This is a genomic window from Tenacibaculum sp. 47A_GOM-205m, from assembly GCF_000518405.1.
Lineage (GTDB): Bacteria > Bacteroidota > Bacteroidia > Flavobacteriales > Flavobacteriaceae > Polaribacter > Polaribacter lutimaris.
The window spans coordinates 204,584-223,310 of the sequence record NZ_JADN01000004.1; the positions used below are offsets into that span (position 1 = coordinate 204,584).

Consider the following 18,727-nt stretch of genomic DNA (forward strand, 5'->3'; position numbering starts at 1 on the left):
TTAAAAGAGCTCTCCTTGGCTACTTCCTTTAATTCTACCTAAATGTTTATATGCCAAATCGGTTACTTCTCTTCCTCTTGGCGTACGCATAATAAACCCTTGTTGAATTAAAAAAGGTTCATATACTTCTTCTATTGTTTCTGAATTTTCTGCTACTGCAGTAGCTAAAGTACTAATCCCTACTGGACCACCTTTGAACTTATCAATAATGGTAGATAATATTTTATTGTCCATTTCATCTAGCCCATGCGCATCTACATTTAAGGCTTTTAGCGCATATCTAGCTATTTCAATAGTTATGGTACCATCTCCTTTTATTTGTGCAAAATCACGTACTCTACGCAATAATGCATTGGCTATACGTGGTGTTCCTCTACTTCTTCCTGCAATCTCAATAGCAGCTTCCATAGAAATTGGAACTTTTAATATAAAGGCACTTCGTTGGATGATGTTTGTTAACAGTTCAGTTGAGTAGTAATGCAATCGGCTACTGATTCCAAAACGGGCTCTCATTGGTGCAGTAAGTAACCCTGATCGAGTAGTAGCTCCAACTAAAGTAAACGGTTCTAAATTGATTTGTACTGTACGCGCATTAGGCCCAGATTCAATCATAATATCGATTTTATAATCTTCCATAGCCGAATACAAGTATTCTTCTACTACAGGGCTTAATCGATGGATTTCGTCTATAAAAAGCACATCCCGTTCATCCAAGTTCGTTAGTAATCCTGCTAAGTCTCCTGGTTTATCTAAAACAGGACCTGAGGTAACTTTAATACCAACTCCCAATTCATTCGCTAAAATGTGTGCTAAAGTCGTTTTTCCTAATCCTGGAGGTCCATGAAATAAAGCATGATCTAACGCTTCATCACGCTGATTGGCTGCTTCAACAAAAATCTTAAGATTTTCTATTGCCTGATCTTGACCTGTAAAATCATCAAATGATAGTGGACGTAACTTTTTTTCAACGTCTAACTCTTCATTGGAATAATGTTTATTTTCAGGGTTTAGGTTTTCATTCATATAGTTGCAAATATACTTGAAATAAAACGGTTGTTTTGTAATATATGTTACTTAGCTCTTTACTATGCTAAGATACGTATTATAAGGATTTCTTATGCTTATAAAAATAAAAAGCCTCCCAGAATTGGGAGGCTTTTTATTTTTACTTTTTATTAAGATGGCTCTTCTCCATCTAATAATGGTACTGTTTGCGGCACGAAATCTTTTCCGTGAACATACTCACCATTTTCATCTGTTTTACTGTAATCGTAAGCCCATCTGTGAACTTCAGGAATTTCTCCTGGCCAGTTTCCGTGGATATGCTCTACAGGAGTAGTCCACTCTAATGTATTTGCATTCCAAGGGTTTTGCGTAGCTTTTTGACCTCTGTACATAGAGATGAAGAAGTTAGCAATAAAGATTAACTGAGCAGCTCCACCAATAATTGCCATGATAGTCATGAATACGTTGATATCTGCTAAGTCATCAAACATTGGGAAACTTGTATTTGTATAGTAACGACGTGGTAAACCAGCTAAACCAATAAAGTGCATTGGGAAGAATACTCCATAAGCTGTAATAATCGTTAACCAGAAGTGCCAGTAACCTAATGTTTTATTCATCATTCTACCATACATTTTAGGGAACCAGTGGTAAACACCAGCAAACATTCCTAATAAGGCAGATACACCCATTACTAAGTGGAAGTGAGCTACTACGAAATATGTATCGTGAACGTTGATATCTAATGCTGAATCTCCTAATACTAATCCTGTTAAACCTCCTGTTACGAATGTAGAAACTAATCCGATAGAGAACATCATTGCAGGATTTAACTGTAGATTACCTTTCCATAACGTAGTAACGTAGTTAAACGCTTTTACTGCTGATGGAATTGCAATTAATACTGTAGTAAATGTAAATACTGATCCTAAGAATGGGTTCATTCCTGATACGAACATATGGTGACCCCATACGATTGTAGATAAGAATGCAATTGCCATAATAGATCCAACCATTGCACGGTATCCGAAGATAGGTTTACGTGCGTTAGTAGAAATTACTTCAGAACTAATACCTAATGCTGGTAATAAAATGATATATACCTCAGGGTGACCTAAGAACCAGAATAAGTGTTCAAATAATACTGGTGATCCTCCTTGGTAGTGTAATACTTCTCCAGAAATAAAGATATCTGATAAGTAAAAAGAAGTACCAAAGCTTCTATCAAAAATTAATAATAATGCTGCTGATAATAATACTGGGAATGAAATTACACCAATAATTGCTGTAATAAAGAAAGCCCACATTGTTAATGGCAATCTTGTCATTTTCATTCCTTTAGTACGTAAGTTTAAAACTGTTACGATATAGTTTAATGATCCTAGTAAAGATGAAGCAATGAAAATTGCCATTGATACTAACCATAATGTCATACCTGTACCTGAACCTGGAATTGCTTGTGGCAACGCAGATAATGGAGGATAAATTGTCCATCCTGCAGATGCTGGTCCTGCTTCAACAAACAATGAAATGATCATGATTACTGATGATAAGAAGAATAACCAGTATGATACCATGTTTAAGAATCCTGAAGCCATATCACGTGCTCCAATTTGTAACGGAATTAAAAGGTTAGAGAATGTACCACTTAAACCTGCCGTTAATACAAAGAATACCATGATTGTACCATGTATTGTAACTAACGCTAAGTACATATCTGGGTTCATAATTCCATCTGTTTGATGGTTACCTAAGAACGCTTCAACAATTGAAAACGACGTATCTGGCCATGCAATTTGTAAACGAAACAACATAGACATAAAACCTCCTATGATACCCATAAATATACCTGTAACTAGGTACTGCTTAGAGATCATTTTGTGATCTTGACTAAAGATGTATTTAGTTACAAATGTTTCTTTGTGATGATGATCTGACATAATCTATATCTTTATATACTTTTAAAAAATACCTTATTTAATTACTTGAGCTAATGTTTTTTGTTCTGACAACCACTTATTGTATTCGTCTTCTTCAACAACAGTAATTTTCATTTGCATATTGTAGTGAGATGCTCCACAAATTTTGTTACATAATAAAATGTAGTCAAACTCATATGGATCTTCTCCTTTAGCTCTTCTAATTTTGTTAATTCCTTCTGTTTTAGCAACTACTTCTGAATTCTGACGCATTTCAGCAGTTGTATACTTTGGTGTGAAAGCAAATTGAGTAACCATCCCTGGAACACAGTTCATTTGCGCTCTAAAGTGAGGCATATAAGCAGAGTGTAATACGTCTTGTGAACGGAACTTGAATAATATTTTCTTACCCTTTGGTAAATATAATTCTGTTACTTGCTTATCATCTTGTGCGCTTGGGTCTGACATATCAACACCCATAGTGTTAATTCCTTTGATAAAGTTTACATTACCAAGACCTAATTGGTTGTCTTCTCCAGCATAACGAGCATCCCAACGGAATTGTTGAGAATAAACCTCAATAACGATTGGGTTTTCATCATCTCCAACATACATAATGTTGTTCCAAGCCCATAAACCGTATCCAATTAACAATACAATTGTTACTGCTGGAATTGTTGTCCAAATTAACTCTAATTTGTGGCTATCTGCATAAAATAATGCTTTGTTGTTCTTATTTCCTCTGTACTTATAAGTAAAGAAGAAAATTAAAAACTGCATACCAAATTGTACGATACCAATTAACCAAAATGTAATATTGAATAAGTTATCGTCATGCTCTCCTTCAATAGAAGCAGCTTCTGGTAACATAATTACGTTCATGGCAATTAAACAGTAAATCATCATTGCGTAAAGGAATGCTAAGAAACCTAAAGCGTATTTACCTTGTTTTTCGTTGTCTTCATCTGTAGCAATTACAGAACGGAAATTCATTATACGAGTAATTTGCCAAAAACTTACTCCAATTGCAACTGCTATGAAAATATAAAATAAAGCGAGCATATTATCTAAACTATTTGTTTATTAATTCTTTTTATTAATGATGATTACTATCTTCTCCTGTGTGTTCGATGTTATAGTAATGATAGGTTTCACTTTCGTGTAAATATGGATTTCCTTTAGGTACTGGATTCGCTTTAGCAAATGCACTAAACGTAGCAAAGATGAATAACCCTGCAAAGAATAATAATCCGCTTATTTCACCAATTCCGAATCCCCATTGACCACCAACAGTTCCTGGCATAATCATAACAAATAAATCGATATAATGACCTGCTAAGATTACAACACCACCTAAGATTACAAACCAAGGTCTGCTCTTAAAATCACTGTTGATTAATAATAATACTGGGAAAATAAAGTTCATTACAACCATTGCTAAGAATGGTACTTTATATTCGTTAAAACGTAATAAGAAATACGTTGTTTCTTCTGGCATATCTGCATACCAAATTAACATGAACTGAGCAAACCATAAGTATGTCCAGAATACTGAGAAACCAAACATAAACTTCGCTAAATCGTGAATATGACTATCGTTTACTAATGGTAATACTCCTTTTGAACGCAAGTAAATAGTTACCATAGCAATCACTGTTAAAGCTGATACTAAGAAAGTAGCTAATACATACCATCCAAATAATGTTGAGAACCAGTGTGGGTCAATTGCCATAATCCAGTCCCAAGAAGCCATACTCTCTGTAATCATAAAGAATACTAAGAAGATAACTGTTGCATTATAGTTTTTCTTATGTTGTTTTAAATCACCATTATCTTGTGCTAAAGACCACTTTCTGATTAAGAAACGGTATACATTCCAACCTGCTAAGTAGATAATACTTCTAATTAACCATCCTGGTGTATTTAAATACCATTTCTTACCGTCTACAATAGCATCGTAGTTTGGACTTGTAGGGTCGGTTACTCCTTCTCCCATCCAAGTAAATAAGTGGTTCATGTGCATTGCTGTTGCAATTAAGAAAACTAACATTACTAAACTTACATAGTGTAAGTTAGAAGAGATAGCCTCCATTACTCTGTGTAATACTACCGACCATCCTGCTTGAGCAACGATTTGAGATCCGTAAAAAGCTAATACTAATAACGTAATTCCTAAAGAGAATAATAAAGCTACATACATTGCAGACCATGGTCTGTTTTGCATTTGGTGTAAAGCATGTTCTGCGTGAGCATCTCCATGATCTTCACCGTGTGCTTCAGCTACTGCATGTGTTTCTTCTTTTGCTTCTGTGTGTGCTACTTCTTCCTTAACTTCAGCTTCATTAGCTTGAACATTTGTTGAATCTTGTGCTTGTTCTGCAACATTTACTACATGTTCTTCTGCTTGTGTTGCTGTGCTATCTGCTTGAGTTTCTTCAGTAACAACTTCTTCTACATGCTCTTCAACTTTAGCTTCCTCTACATGCTCCTCTTCTGCGTGAGTAGCTGTTGCTTCATGACCACCATGGTGAGCATCTTGTTTTGCTAAAATTTCTTTTGCGTCATCTAATGTTTTAGGTGCTGAAAAGAAACTATAACCTGTTCCTAAAAGTCCTACAGCCATTAAAACAATAGCTAGCATTTTTAATTTTCCTGAAAACTGGTACATATCTTAACTATCTATTATAGACTTATTTTAATTCGCTTCTTAATTTTTCTACGTATTGTACAACTTGCCAACGCTCGTTGTATTGTAATTGTGATGCGTGAGATCCCATTACTCCTTTACCATACATTATTACATGGTAAATATTTCCTGGAGTTAACTCTCTATCAGCGTAATTTGGGATACCGTTGAATTTATCTCTTTGAGATAATACTCCATTACCATCACCTTTTGTTCCGTGACAAGAAGCACAGTAAATTCCGTATAACTCTTTACCTTTTTCTAAGTTTGCCTCAGTTGTTGGTAATGGGCTTTTTAATTCAGCTTTTGCTTTTTCATATCCTTCATTAGTATTAGGAATATCATAAGCTACTACACCGTTTCTACTTACAGTACCTGCAACAGGTAATTTGTTAACCATTTTTCCGTTTAAACCATCTGCACCATTTACATCGTAAGGTACAGATACATACATATCTGGCATGTATTGTACTTGTGGTTTACGTTTATCGTTACAAGAACTTAAGCTTGTTGCTACTACAGCTAAAGCGATAATTATTTTTAAACTCTTCATATCTCTTTATTAGTGCGTTTCTACTACGTTAATTTCTACAGCTCCTGTTGTTTCTAACAATGCCATTAACTCTTCTTCGTTTCCATGAACTGGAACTTCCATTAAGAAGTGATCATCTGTAGTTCTTGGATCTGGGTTTTCAGCTTCTTTAAATGGCCAAATTCTACTTCTCATATAAAAAGTAATTACCATTAAGTGTGCTGCAAAGAATACTGTTAATTCGAATAAAATTGGCACGAAAGCTGGCATGTTAGCAGCCCAAGAAAAGTTTGGTTTACCACCAATGTCTTGAGGCCAATCAGCAATCATAGTATACCATGTTAACCAAACTGCTACTGATAAACCTGTAATACCATATAAAAAAGCAGTAATTGCTAAACGTGTTGGTGCTAAGCCCATTGCTTTGTCTAATCCATGAACTGGGAATGGACAAAATACTTCTTCAATGTGATGATTCTCTGCTTTTACCTTCTTAACGGCATCCATTAAGATATCATCATCATTATATAATGCGTGAATTACTTTATTAGTGCTCATTGTTCTCTTCTCTTGATTTTTTAAAATTCTCACCTGATGATTTCAAAATAGTCTTAATCTCTGCTGTAGGGATTACTGGGAAAGTTCTTGCATATAATAAGAATAATACAAAGAAGAACCCGATAGTTCCTATGAAGATACCTACGTCTACAAACGTTGGCTCAAAACGCCACCAAGTAGATGGTAATTGTCCTTTACTTAATACAATTGCGATAATATCAAAACGCTCAAACCACATACCGATATTAATTACAATCGAGATAATGAAAGACCAGATAAAACTTCTTCTGATTTTTTTAATCCATAATAACTGTGGTGTGAAAATGTTACAAATTAATAACGACCAGAATGCCCATCCATAAGCTCCTGCTTCTGCTCCAAACGATAAGTATGTGTAGTTTTCATAAGGAGATCCTGTATACCATGCAATGAAGAATTCTGTTGCATAAGCTACTGCTACGATACCTCCTGTTAAAATGATTACGATGTTCATATACTCAACGTGTAAACGTGTAATATATGCTTCCATATTTGTAACCTTACGCATAATACCTAATAAGGTTTGTACCATTGCGAATCCTGAGAAAATTGCTCCTGCTACGAAATAAGGAGGGAAAATTGTTGAGTGCCATCCTGGGTTGATAGAAGTTGCGAAGTCCATCGATACAATTGTGTGTACAGAAAGTACTAATGGTGTTGCTAATCCTGCTAACACTAATGACACTTCTTCAAAACGTTGCCAGTCTTTTGCTCTACCTGACCATCCGAAAGATAACAATGCATAAATTTTCTTTTGGAAAGGTTTAACAGCTCTATCACGAATCGTTGCAAAATCAGGTAATAAACCAGTCCACCAGAATACTAATGATACCGATAAATACGTAGAAATTGCGAATACATCCCATAATAATGGTGAGTTAAAGTTAACCCATAATGATCCGAATTGGTTAGGAATTGGTAATACCCAGTATCCGTTCCATGGACGTCCCATGTGGATAATTGGGAACAATCCTGCTTGGAATACCGCAAAGATTGTCATCGCTTCTGCAGAACGGTTAATTGCCATTCTCCATTTTTGGCGGAATAATAACAATACGGCAGAGATAAGTGTTCCGGCGTGACCGATACCTACCCACCATACAAAGTTGGTAATATCCCATGCCCAACCGATGTTTTTACTTAATCCCCAAACACCAATACCTGTTCCTACGGTGTAAAAGATACATCCAAATCCCCATAACATTGCTGCTAAAGAAATATAGAATGCTATATACCAATTTTTGTTTGCTTTCCCTTCAATAGGTCTAGCAATATCTTCAGTAATATCATGGTAACTCTTGTCACCAAGTATTAAAGGTTCTCTATAAGATGATTCGTAATGAGACGACATAAATCTATATACTTATTAATTTTACTATTAAGCTTCGTTTGTATTTCTTACTTTCACTTGATACACTACGTTTGGTTTTGTACCAATATAATCTAACACGTGGAAAGCTCTTTTATCTTCTTTTAACGCTGTAACTGTATCTTCTGAGTTGTTTATATCTCCAAATACCATAGCTCCAGTAGAACAAGCAGATGAACATGCTGTTTCAAACTCATCTTTGTTAACAGCTCTACCTTCTTTCTTAGCTTTTAAGATAGTAGCTTGCGTCATTTGGATACACATAGAACATTTTTCCATAACTCCACGAGAACGAACAACTACGTCTGGGTTTAACACCATTTTTCCGTATTCATTGTTCATGTTGAAGTCAAACTCGTTGTTTTCAGCATAGTTAAACCAGTTGAAACGACGAACTCTATATGGACAGTTGTTTGCACAGTAACGAGTACCTACACAACGGTTATATGCCATTTGGTTTTGACCTTGACGACCGTGTGATGTTGCTGCTACTGGACATACTGTTTCACATGGCGCGTGGTTACAGTGCTGACACATCATTGGTTGGAAAGCAACCTGTGGATTCTCAGCTGGGTTTTCTAAAGCATCAAATAAATCTCCCTTGCTTAATTCTAATACTTTTTCAGTATATCTTCTTTCAACTTCTTGGTTCGCTAAATTAGGATTCTGTGCTTTGAACTCTTCTAAAGTAATTCTAGGCTCACCATTTTCATTTTTCTCATGTTGTTTATCAACAACAGTTGAAGAATAATAACGATCAATACGTAACCAAGCCATATCTCTACCAACTCTCATTTCATCTTTACCAACAACAGGAACGTTGTTTTCTGCGTGACATGCAATAACACAAGCCCCACATCCTGTACAAGATGTTAAGTCGATAGATAAGTTGAAGTGGTGTCCTAAACTTCTATCATGCTCATCCCATAAGTCGATTTTACTTCCTTCAACTTCTTGGTGATCGTAAGAAACCATAAATGGTTTGTTCCATGTATGTTTAGGATCTAAACTAGTATCGTTTACTTCTTTTAATGAAGCTTCTTTTAAAATATCATGGCGTCCTGCTAAAGTACTTTGTACTTGCATACAAGCAAATTTGTGCCATCCTGAAGCTTTTTCAATAGAAACATTAAACTGTACGTTGTTTCCGTTTTGGTAGAAAGGATATGCATTGATACCTACTTGCATCTCTGGTTTTAATCCTTGAGTTCTACCATAACCTAATGCTAAACCAATTGATCCTTTAGCTTGCCCTGGTTGAATGATTACTGGAATTTTATTAATTGTAACTCCATTAACCGTTACATTAGCATAGTTACCATTAATTGCTCCGTTATCTTTTACTGGATTCTCAAAACCTAACTCTTTGGCATCAGCCATAGACATAGTTAAGTAGTTATCCCAAGAAGCACGGGTAAGAGGATCTGGTAATTCTTGTAACCAAGGGTTGTTGGCTTGTTTACCATCTCCTAATGCAGTTGATGAATATAAGTTTAATTCAAATCCTGATGCACTGTTAGCAGATCTTACTAATCCCACTGCTGCAGCATTTACATCTACTGTAGATTCAAAAGCAGTTGCCTCTGCAATAGTTGTAGCTTTAAAGAATCCATCATGTAATGCTTGATTCCATGAAGCTCCTCCTAAAACATTAGTACTCCAAAATTCTTTTAATGTATCATAATAGTTTACAGTACTACCTGTCCACTTTAATAACACATCTTGTAACTGACGTGTATTAAATAATGGTTGAATAGTAGGCTGCATTAAACTATAAACACCTTCTTTCGCCATAACATCTCCCCAACTTTCTAAGTTATGAGGTGCTGGCAATGTATATTGTGTAGCATTAGCTGTTGCATCATTCTGAGTAGATAAAGCAACAGATAATTTTAAGTTTTTAATCCCTTCTGCAAAATCAGCGGCATTAGCTAAAGAGTAAACTGGGTTTACGTTGTAAGTAACTAAACCTTTTACTTTTCCTGCTTTAATATCTGCTACTAATTGTGCAACTTCAGTATCGTTACCTTGGCGAGTTAAGTTTACCGCTTGTGTATCGATTACTTCACTGTTTAATGCTTTGTTAATTGCTAAAGCAATTAATTGTGCATTTTTATCATTTAATCCAGTAACTACAACTCCTTTTGAACCTGCTTTTTTAAGATCATTAGCTAATTGCTTAACTTCTGCATCAAAAGCGGTTGCTTTAGAAGGAAGACTAATTCCTGTTACTGCATTGTATAAATTGATTAAAGCGAAAATTTGTTCAGATGGCTTAGCAACAATTCTTTTGTCGGCACTAGCACCTGTTAAAGACATGTTACTTTCAATTTGAACGTGGTAAGACATCTTACCTGTTGCTACTCTACGACCATCTGCATAAGATTTCTCATATCCACCTTGCCAATCTCCTAAGAAATCTGCTCCGATAGATGCGATAACTCCTGCTTTGCTAAAATCGTAGTCTGGTAAAGCTCTCTTACCATACATAGCTTCAAAGGCATCAGCTGTAGCACTTTCAGAAATTGCATCATATACTACATGCTTAACGTTTGGATAAGCTGCAATAAAATCTGCAATAACTTTATCAGTAGAAGGACTTGCTAAAGTTCCTGTTAATAACACTACTGGTTCGTTAGCGTTCTTTAACTCGTTTAACTTAGCCACGATTTCTTTATCAGCATCAGCCCAAGAAATTTCAGTTTCACCTTTTCTTGGTTCTCTTAATCGTAATTTACCATCGTATAATGATAAAACCGATGCTTGCGTACGTGCGTTGGTTACTCCTCCTGCCTCTTTGTTAGGCATGATTTGAATTGGACGCCCTTCACGTGTTTTTACTAATACGTTTGCGAAATCAAAACCGTCTGCGATTGTAGTTGCGTACCAATCAGCAACACCTACTACGATATCATTAGGTTGCACTACATAAGGAATTGATTTTCTTACTGGACCTTCACAAGCCGCTAAAGAAGCTGCTGCTGTGGTAAATCCAACATATTTCAAGAAATCTCTACGCGATGTTGATGAAGTTTCTAAGGTCTCTTTATCACCTAAAAACTCATCTGTAGGGATATCTTGTACAAACTCATTATTACGTAGCGTTTCAACAATAGAACTTCCTTTAAGTTCCTCAACACTTTGCCAGTATTTTTTGTCTGAAGCCATTTATATATGTGTTTTTCTACTTTCTAATTTGATTAATAGTGGCACTTACCACACTCTTTTCCTCCTAATTGTGCAATTGTTACTTGCTCAACACCGTACTTTTTAGCTAAATCTTCATGAATCTTAGCATAGTACTCATTACCTTTTAAGTCAACCTTAGTATCCTTATGACAGTCAATACACCAACCCATTGTTAATGGAGAATGTTGATATACTTCTTCCATTTCTTCCACTGGTCCGTGACATTTTTGACAAGCAACTCCACCTACTGTTACGTGTTGTGAGTGGTTAAAATATGCAAAATCTGGTAAATTATGAACTCTAACCCATTTTATTGGCTTAGTATTACCTGTGTACTCTAATTTATCAGGATCCCACCCAGCAGCTTCGTAAATCTTAGCGATTTCTTTATCTAAATCTGCTTTTACTAAGGTATGATCATCCATTACAACTTTAGTGTCATCTGCTACTTCTGAAATATTTTTATGACAGTTCATACAAACATTTACTGAAGGAATTCCAGATGTTTTACTATGTTTAGCAGAAGAGTGACAGTACTGACAGTCAATCTTATTATCTCCTGCGTGAATTTTATGTGAAAACGCGATTGGTTGAATTGGCTGATAACCTGTATCAACACCAACTTTAAACAACGTACCGAATAAGAAGTATGCCGCCACTAAAGCACCAAAAATTACCGTTAACACTTTTAAGAATGTATTACGCTTAATTCCTTCCCATAATTCAGCAGTTTGCCCCATTAAACCTGGAGTTTTCGGAGCTCCTTTTAATTCACTAATAGTCTTTAATAAACTACCAATAATTAAAAATGCCACAACGATTGCTGCTGCTAATATATAGATCAACCATTGAGGAGCTTGATCTCCTTGAGGCTGACCAGTAACTTCTGCACCTGCAACAGGAGCCTTCTTCAATTCACCAACAGTTGTATAATACAAAATATCATCAACGTTCTGATCAGTTAACTGAGGAAAAGCGGTCATATTAGACCCATTGTACTCTTCAAAAATTGCAATAGCATCTTTATCTCCAGAAGCTCTTAAAGCAGCATTATCTTTAATCCATGCTTTTAACCACTCATTGGTTCTTTTGTCTTCAATACCAGCTAAAGCAGGCCCTACAAGTTTTTTATCTAATTTGTGACATGATGCACAAAGAGACTTAAATAATTTTTTTCCTTCTTTTTGACGCGCTTCGTCTACATCTTGCGAGAACGCCGAAAAACTTACTAAGAAAACTAAAAAGAAAGCTAAACTCCTTACTAGAGTTTTGGTTAACCGACTGTGATGATTCACACTTTTCATACTATAAAATATAAGTTTTGTATCTATTTTGGTACAATTTTTTCTGTACAACTAATTTTAATTTAGCACACAGAAAGTTGCACAAAAGTACTACTTCTGTCTAAATTGTGAAATGCAAAGAGATTGCTTATTTGCAATTTATAACAATTCTAAATAATAAACATTAACAATCTATTAACGGACAAGTCGTTACTTTTGTAAAAAGATTCAAAAATGAAGAATAGTAGTTTAATAATAACACTTATATTTCTATTATCAGCTGGTGTTTTTAGCGTAACCGCACAATCTAAATATGCTGACAACAAAAACATTAACTCTTTAATAGAAAAAAAGAGAGCTTACAATAAGCACAACGGAACTGGTTATAGAATACAATTATATAATGGTCAGGAAGGACGCGCTAGAAGCTTACGAAATAGATTTCAGGTTGAATACCCTGGTGTATATACCAAACTAACATATTCTGCTCCTGAATGGAAAATACAAGTAGGAAACTACAAAACTCGTTTACATGCAGACAGAGCTTTAAATGAAATTCGCGAGAAGTTCTCTGGAGCCATTGTTGTACCTATGTAAAACAATGCTTAAATAAATAAAAAAAAGAGTGATCGTTCGATCACTCTTTTTTTTATCACTAATACTTACTTATTAATAAGCTCTAGCATTGCTTCCTTCATAAAAATTGATGAACGCTTGGTTTACTACTCTATGTCCACCATCAGTAGGATAATCTCCTGTAAAATACCAGTCTCCTAAATTATCAGGGCATGCCTTATGTAATTCACTAACAGGCTGGAAGATTACTTCTACTTCCGCTTTAATTTCTTCAGTTTTTAACATCTGAGCAATCTTTGCTGAAACTTCTTCGTCAGTAAAAGGAGCATAAATTTCTTTTACGTAGTTCACTACGTCTTTATCCTCACTATTTTCTTGCTGCTTACACTTTTGATACACTTCGTCAACAATATGATATTGATCTGTTTCTTTCAACAACTCTAAAGCAGCTTTGAATGCAATAAAATCATTAATCTTAGCCATATCAATACCATAACAGTCCGGGTAACGAATTTGAGGCGCTGATGAAACCACTACAATCTTCTTCGGATTCAATCTATCTAATATCTTGATGATACTTTTCTTTAGTGTAGTTCCTCTTACAATACTATCATCAATAATAACCAAGTTATCGGTTGGTTTTACAACCCCATAAGTAACATCATACACGTGTGCTACTAAATCATCACGACTACTATCATCAGTAATAAAAGTACGAAGTTTTGCATCTTTAATAGCTATCTTTTCAAAACGTGGTCTTTTAGATAGAATTTCAATTACCTTTTCTTTTGATAATTTTCCTTCACCAGCTAAAATAGCATCAGTTTTTTGCTGATTTAGCACATCTTCTGCTGCTTCCATCATTCCGAAGAAGGAAGTTTCTGCTGTGTTTGGAATGTATGAAAATACTGAATTTTCTATATCACTATCAATAGACTTTAAAACTTCAGGAAACACATATTTCCCTAAATTTTTACGTTCTTCATAAATTGAAGCATCACTACCTCTAGAAAAATAAATACGCTCAAATGAACATGCTTTTTTAGGACGTTGCTCTAAAATTGGAGACATGCTTGTTTGACCATTTTTCTTAATAATTAATGCATGACCTCTTTCAATTTCTTTTATTGAATCGATATCTACATTAAAAGTTGTTTGAATTACTGGACGTTCAGAAGCTACAACTACCACTTCTTCATCTTCATAAAAGAAAGCTGGACGAATAGCTGATGGATCTCTCAACACAAAGGCATCTCCGTGCCCTAACATACCCGCCATAGCATAACCTCCATCCCAATTTTTGGCTGAACGTTTTAAAATACGTTGAATATCTAAATGTTCTTCAATGTAAGGAGAAGCATCTTTTTTATTAAACCCTTCCTCTTTTGCTTTTAGGTACAAATCAGAAACTTCTGACTGTAAAAAGTGTCCTATTTTTTCTAAAATAGTAACCGTATCTGTAGACTCTTTAGGGTGCTGTCCTAACTCTATTAAATCATTTAATAACTGTTTAGAGTTCGTCATATTAAAGTTACCTGCAACAATTAAGCTTTGGTGCTTCCAGTTACTTTGACGTAAAAATGGATGAACATTTTCGATAGAATTCCCACCAAAGGTACCGTAACGAACATGCCCTAAAAATAAATTACCTAAATAAGGTACATTTTCTTCTTGCCAATTAACGTCATCAACTTTATCAGGATTTTCTTCAAAAACCCCGTTGATTCTTTTATTAATCTTCCCAAAGATATCTTGAATAGGTTGTGATTCATTTGATCGAACTCTACTTATATACCTTGTTCCTGGCTCTACATTAAATTTAATACTTGCTAATCCAGCTCCATCTTGACCTCTGTTGTGCTGTTTTTCCATTAACAAATACATTTTGTTTACACCATAAAACGCGGTACCGTATTTATCTTTATAATATTGTAATGGTTTTTTTAATCGAACCATTGCAATTCCGCATTCATGTTTAATAGCGTCACTCATTTAATTTCAAGTATTTAGTTGTGTTGTGGTTTTGTGTGTTGTATAAAAAAATCCGCACCAAAAAGCGCGGATTTATTGTTATGATAGTTCAATATCAAATTGTGTTAATTCTTTAAAAGCTTGTAAACGTGTTTGCACTTCTTGGTTTGTTAGCTCTTCCATACGTTCTGTTCCAAATTTTTCAACACAGAACGATGCTAAGTTAGATCCGTAGATAATAGCACTCTTCATGTTTTCAAAAGAGATATCTTCAGTCTTCGCTAAATATCCACAGAAACCTCCAGCAAACGTATCTCCTGCTCCTGTTGGATCAAACACTTCTGCTAATGGTAAAGCTGGCGCAAAGAACATGTTACCTTCATTGAATAATAAAGCTCCGTGCTCTCCTTTTTTAATCACTACATACTTTGGCCCCATTTCATGGATTTTTTGAGCTGCATTAACTAATGAATACTCTCCACTTAACTGACGAGCTTCTTCATCGTTAATTGTGATTACGTCTACACGTTTCAATACTTCGTGCAAATCGTTTAAAGCGATGTCCATCCAAAAGTTCATAGTATCTAATACTACTAATTTTGGGCGCTCATTCATCTGATCTAATACAGATGCCTGAGTTAATGGGTGTAAATTACCTAACATTACAATCGGCGCATCTTTGAAAGATTCTGGAACTACGGGTTGAAAATGCTCTAACACATTTAATTCGGTAACCAAAGTATCGCGAGAATTCATATCGTTGTGATATTTTCCACTCCAAAAGAAAGTTTTTCCTTCTTTTACGATTTCAACTCCGTCGGTATTAATTCCTTTGTTGTTCATCATATCTAAATATGACTGAGGAAAATCTCCTCCAACAACAGAAACTACTCCTGTTTTTACTCCAAACTGTGAAGCTGCTAATCCTACAAACGTACCTGATCCTCCTAAGATTTTATCAGTTTTTCCAAATGGCGTTTCAATAGCATCAAATGCTACCGTACCTACTGCTAATAATTTACTCATAACTCTACCTAATCTTCTGTACTAGAAGAAATGTTTCTTTTCTTTTTGCCTTAACAAATTAAGACTTAAAGTTTTACTAATTATATGTATTAAGACGCAAACTGTCATGTTAACTGCCTTTTTTGTCGTAATTTTGCCCCTTTAATTAAAAACGGTCTTTTTGACTTTGCAAAAATAGTTTTAAAAAATGACTATCAAAGAAATACAAGAAGAAATTATTGATGAGTTTTCAATGTTTGAAGACTGGATGGAACGTTACGAGTACATCATAGAATTAGGGAAATCATTACCATTAATAGATGAAGCTTACAAATTAGATGAAAATTTGATAAAAGGCTGTCAATCAAAAGTATGGCTACATTCTGAATTAAAAGGTGATACTATCGAATTTACTGCAGATAGCGACGCTATTTTAACCAAAGGAATTGTGGCTTTATTATTGAGGGTATTTTCAAACCAGACACCAAAAGCTATTTTAGAGGCTGACACTAATTTTATTGATGAAATTGGGCTTAAAGAGCATTTAAGTCCAACCAGAGCTAACGGATTAGTATCAATGGTAAAACAAATAAAAATGTATGCGATTGCTCAGCAGTCGAAATTATAAGATTATAAAGAGTTAGAACTAATGACTGAAGATCAATTAGAAGAATTAGGAGATAAAATAGTTCGTGTATTAAAAACGATATACGATCCTGAAATTCCAGTAGACATCTACGAATTAGGATTAATTTACGACGTATTTATTTCGGAGGAAAATGACGCCAAAATATTAATGACGTTAACTTCTCCTAATTGCCCTGTAGCAGAAACTTTACCTGTTGAAGTTGAAGAAAAGGTAAAAACACTAAAAGAAATTAACAACTGTGAGGTTGAAATCACTTTTGATCCTACTTGGACTCAAGACATGATGAGTGAAGAAGCTAAATTAGAGTTAGGAATGTTATAAAAATGTTTCTCTTTTTAGAGATGCTTTTGCAATACTTAAACCTGAAGCAGTCAAGTTTTAACTCAACAACTATTGAACAAAAATATGGCAGAAGAAATTATTAACAGAATAGCAAATAGTAATCTTACTACGATAGACCTTGAAGACTTTTATCCAAAAGGAAATCGCATTGTATTTGATATTAAAGGTTGGCTGTATGAAGAGTTAATACTACGTGAAAAGGATTTTAGAGAATCTGTAAAAAATCACGATTGGTCTCAATACCAAGATAGTTATGTTGCTCTTACTTGTTCTTCTGATGCTATTATTCCTTCGTGGGCTTACTTATTACTAACTGTAGAGCTTACTCCTTTTGCTAAACAAGTTGTTGTTGGTGATTTAGCTCTACTTGAAACTGTTATTTATCAAGATATTATAAACCAAATTGACATATCTGATTATCAAGACAAGCCTATAATTATAAAAGGTTGTGCAAACAAACCTATACCTTCTTCTGCATACACCTTACTAATTCAAAAAGTTAAACCTGTGGCAAAAAGCGTTATGTTTGGTGAAGCTTGTTCAACCGTGCCTCTTTACAAGAAAAAAAAGTAATTCGATTTATAAACTCCTTAACTTAACTATAGATGAAAAAGCTCTTTTTATTTCTTTTTGTATGTTATTCTTTCTCTGTCTTTTCCCAGAAAACTAAAAAGGATAGCATTTCAGCATTAAAATTAGTTAGTGCTCCTGTAGAAGTTAACTATAGTTCTACTATTATAAGACGATTCCTTGCTCCTGAGGTATTAATAAAAAAGAATCCACCAAAAAAATGGATGGTTACAGGAAAATATACTTTTTTGTTCAATCAATCTTCTTTTGCCAATTGGTCCGCTGGGGGAAACAATACTGTTGCCGGAAACATGACACTAGGCTACGATTTCAACTACAAAAAAAAGAAGTGGAACTGGGATAACAAAGTTATATCTGCCTACGGGTTAAGTTATGTTGACGGTCAAGGAATTAGAAAGACAGAAGACCAGTTTGAATACAACTCTTTACTAGGTTTAAAAGCCTCTAAGCTTTGGTTTTTCTCTTTTTTCAGCAACTTTAAAACACAATATTCTAGAGGATATGATTATAAACAAGAACCAAAACTAGCTGTTTCTGACTTTTTCTCTCCTGCATATTGGAGTTTCGGTCCTGGTATGCTTTGGAAACGAAATGATGATGCTAGAATAAACATTGCACCAGCTACTGCTCGTTATACTTTTGTTTCTAAAGAGTTCTCTGGAAAATATGGTGTTGAAGAAGGCAAAACCTCAAAACTAGGTTTAGGTTTCAACCTTTCCGCTTACTACAAGAAAGAAATCATGAAAGACGTAACAATGGAAAACATTCTTGCAGTCTATTCAGATTACTTAAACAAACCACAAAACATTGATATAGATTACCAATTAAACATCTTTGTAAAGATTAACAAAAACCTTTCTACAAACCTTGGCTTGCATGCTATTATTGATGATGATGCTTCTAAAAAAATACAATTTAAAGAGGTTTTCGGACTCGGCTTAAATTATATTTTTCACAAAACGTGACTTTTAATCAATAACTTTGTCTAAGCTTTATGTAAAGCGTACATTCGC

The 18,727-nt window shown here is 34.7% G+C and carries 16 protein-coding genes; 5 read left to right on the forward strand and 11 right to left on the reverse strand.

Translation table 11 applies throughout. The features are described 5' to 3' along the window. The 9 genes from ruvB to N534_RS0104575 all read right to left on the reverse strand — a co-directional run bounded on the left by ruvB (position 1) and on the right by N534_RS0104575 (position 12,601). The gene (ruvB, locus tag N534_RS0104535; RefSeq protein ID WP_028891345.1) at positions 1-1,023 is read right to left on the reverse strand and encodes a Holliday junction branch migration DNA helicase RuvB; all 1,023 of its coding nucleotides are present in this window, start codon (positions 1,021-1,023) and stop codon (positions 1-3) included. 152 nt (positions 1,024-1,175) lie between these two features. Beyond that, positions 1,176-2,945 carry a cbb3-type cytochrome c oxidase subunit I gene (locus tag N534_RS0104540; protein WP_028891346.1) on the reverse strand — a complete coding sequence of 590 codons (1,770 nt, stop codon included), beginning with the start codon at positions 2,943-2,945 and terminating at the stop codon, positions 1,176-1,178. Positions 2,946-2,978: 33 nt separating this feature from the next. Next, entirely contained in the window at positions 2,979-3,986 is a 1,008-nt protein-coding gene (locus N534_RS0104545) for a cytochrome c oxidase subunit II (RefSeq protein WP_028891347.1), read from the reverse strand. A 34-nt stretch (positions 3,987-4,020) separates the two neighbouring features. Continuing rightward, complete coding sequence (locus tag N534_RS0104550; RefSeq protein ID WP_028891348.1) at positions 4,021-5,592, reverse strand: hypothetical protein; 1,572 nt, start codon at positions 5,590-5,592, stop codon at positions 4,021-4,023. Positions 5,593-5,614: 22 nt separating this feature from the next. Further along, positions 5,615-6,163 carry a cytochrome c gene (locus N534_RS0104555; protein WP_028891349.1) on the reverse strand — a complete coding sequence of 183 codons (549 nt, stop codon included), beginning with the start codon at positions 6,161-6,163 and terminating at the stop codon, positions 5,615-5,617. 9 nt (positions 6,164-6,172) lie between these two features. Further along, positions 6,173-6,700, reverse strand: a complete 528-nt coding sequence (locus tag N534_RS0104560) for a DUF3341 domain-containing protein (protein ID WP_028891350.1) — start codon at positions 6,698-6,700, stop codon at positions 6,173-6,175. After that, on the reverse strand, positions 6,690-8,090 hold the full coding sequence (gene nrfD, locus N534_RS0104565) for an NrfD/PsrC family molybdoenzyme membrane anchor subunit (protein ID WP_028891351.1): 1,401 nt from the start codon (positions 8,088-8,090) through the stop codon (positions 6,690-6,692). The genes N534_RS0104560 and nrfD overlap by 11 nt, the downstream gene beginning before the upstream one ends. A 27-nt stretch (positions 8,091-8,117) precedes the next feature. Next, complete coding sequence (locus N534_RS0104570) at positions 8,118-11,276, reverse strand: TAT-variant-translocated molybdopterin oxidoreductase (protein WP_028891352.1); 3,159 nt, start codon at positions 11,274-11,276, stop codon at positions 8,118-8,120. A gap of 32 nt (positions 11,277-11,308) precedes the next feature. Next, positions 11,309-12,601 (reverse strand): c-type cytochrome, encoded by a 1,293-nt coding sequence (locus N534_RS0104575; protein ID WP_028891353.1) that lies wholly within the window; start codon positions 12,599-12,601, stop codon positions 11,309-11,311. A gap of 213 nt (positions 12,602-12,814) precedes the next feature. On the opposite strand from N534_RS0104575, the gene N534_RS0104580 reads away from it, so the two are divergent. After that, on the forward strand, positions 12,815-13,177 hold the full coding sequence (locus N534_RS0104580; RefSeq protein ID WP_028891354.1) for an SPOR domain-containing protein: 363 nt from the start codon (positions 12,815-12,817) through the stop codon (positions 13,175-13,177). A gap of 72 nt (positions 13,178-13,249) precedes the next feature. On the opposite strand, the gene N534_RS0104585 is transcribed toward N534_RS0104580, so the two are convergent. Next, positions 13,250-15,148: an amidophosphoribosyltransferase gene (locus tag N534_RS0104585; RefSeq protein ID WP_028891355.1), complete on the reverse strand. Its 1,899-nt coding sequence runs from the start codon at positions 15,146-15,148 to the stop codon at positions 13,250-13,252. 78 nt (positions 15,149-15,226) lie between these two features. Further along, positions 15,227-16,153, reverse strand: a complete 927-nt coding sequence (locus tag N534_RS0104590; protein ID WP_028891356.1) for a PfkB family carbohydrate kinase — start codon at positions 16,151-16,153, stop codon at positions 15,227-15,229. A gap of 187 nt (positions 16,154-16,340) precedes the next feature. Between N534_RS0104590 and N534_RS0104595 the strand changes: the two genes are divergently transcribed. From N534_RS0104595 to N534_RS0104610, 4 genes are all read left to right on the forward strand, one after another. Continuing rightward, positions 16,341-16,760, forward strand: a complete 420-nt coding sequence (locus N534_RS0104595) for a SufE family protein (protein WP_028891357.1) — start codon at positions 16,341-16,343, stop codon at positions 16,758-16,760. 21 nt (positions 16,761-16,781) lie between these two features. Then, positions 16,782-17,102, forward strand: coding sequence for a DUF59 domain-containing protein (locus N534_RS0104600; protein WP_028891358.1), 321 nt, complete (start codon positions 16,782-16,784; stop codon positions 17,100-17,102). Positions 17,103-17,186: 84 nt separating this feature from the next. Continuing rightward, complete coding sequence (locus N534_RS0104605) at positions 17,187-17,696, forward strand: DUF2480 family protein (RefSeq protein ID WP_028891359.1); 510 nt, start codon at positions 17,187-17,189, stop codon at positions 17,694-17,696. Positions 17,697-17,728: 32 nt separating this feature from the next. Beyond that, positions 17,729-18,679 (forward strand): DUF3078 domain-containing protein, encoded by a 951-nt coding sequence (locus tag N534_RS0104610; RefSeq protein ID WP_028891360.1) that lies wholly within the window; start codon positions 17,729-17,731, stop codon positions 18,677-18,679. The last annotated feature ends 48 nt before the right edge of the window (positions 18,680-18,727 follow it).

Coding starts and splice junctions, on each gene's coding strand:
- ruvB (WP_028891345.1), bottom strand. CDS start 1,023: ATGAATGAAAACCTAAACCCTGAAAATAAACATTATTCCAATGAAGAG.
- N534_RS0104540 (WP_028891346.1), bottom strand. CDS start 2,945: ATGTCAGATCATCATCACAAAGAAACATTTGTAACTAAATACATCTTT.
- N534_RS0104545 (WP_028891347.1), bottom strand. CDS start 3,986: ATGCTCGCTTTATTTTATATTTTCATAGCAGTTGCAATTGGAGTAAGT.
- N534_RS0104550 (WP_028891348.1), bottom strand. CDS start 5,592: ATGTACCAGTTTTCAGGAAAATTAAAAATGCTAGCTATTGTTTTAATG.
- N534_RS0104555 (WP_028891349.1), bottom strand. CDS start 6,163: ATGAAGAGTTTAAAAATAATTATCGCTTTAGCTGTAGTAGCAACAAGC.
- N534_RS0104560 (WP_028891350.1), bottom strand. CDS start 6,700: ATGAGCACTAATAAAGTAATTCACGCATTATATAATGATGATGATATC.
- nrfD (WP_028891351.1), bottom strand. CDS start 8,090: ATGTCGTCTCATTACGAATCATCTTATAGAGAACCTTTAATACTTGGT.
- N534_RS0104570 (WP_028891352.1), bottom strand. CDS start 11,276: ATGGCTTCAGACAAAAAATACTGGCAAAGTGTTGAGGAACTTAAAGGA.
- N534_RS0104575 (WP_028891353.1), bottom strand. CDS start 12,601: ATGAAAAGTGTGAATCATCACAGTCGGTTAACCAAAACTCTAGTAAGG.
- N534_RS0104580 (WP_028891354.1), top strand. CDS start 12,815: ATGAAGAATAGTAGTTTAATAATAACACTTATATTTCTATTATCAGCT.
- N534_RS0104585 (WP_028891355.1), bottom strand. CDS start 15,148: ATGAGTGACGCTATTAAACATGAATGCGGAATTGCAATGGTTCGATTA.
- N534_RS0104590 (WP_028891356.1), bottom strand. CDS start 16,153: ATGAGTAAATTATTAGCAGTAGGTACGGTAGCATTTGATGCTATTGAA.
- N534_RS0104595 (WP_028891357.1), top strand. CDS start 16,341: ATGACTATCAAAGAAATACAAGAAGAAATTATTGATGAGTTTTCAATG.
- N534_RS0104600 (WP_028891358.1), top strand. CDS start 16,782: ATGACTGAAGATCAATTAGAAGAATTAGGAGATAAAATAGTTCGTGTA.
- N534_RS0104605 (WP_028891359.1), top strand. CDS start 17,187: ATGGCAGAAGAAATTATTAACAGAATAGCAAATAGTAATCTTACTACG.
- N534_RS0104610 (WP_028891360.1), top strand. CDS start 17,729: ATGAAAAAGCTCTTTTTATTTCTTTTTGTATGTTATTCTTTCTCTGTC.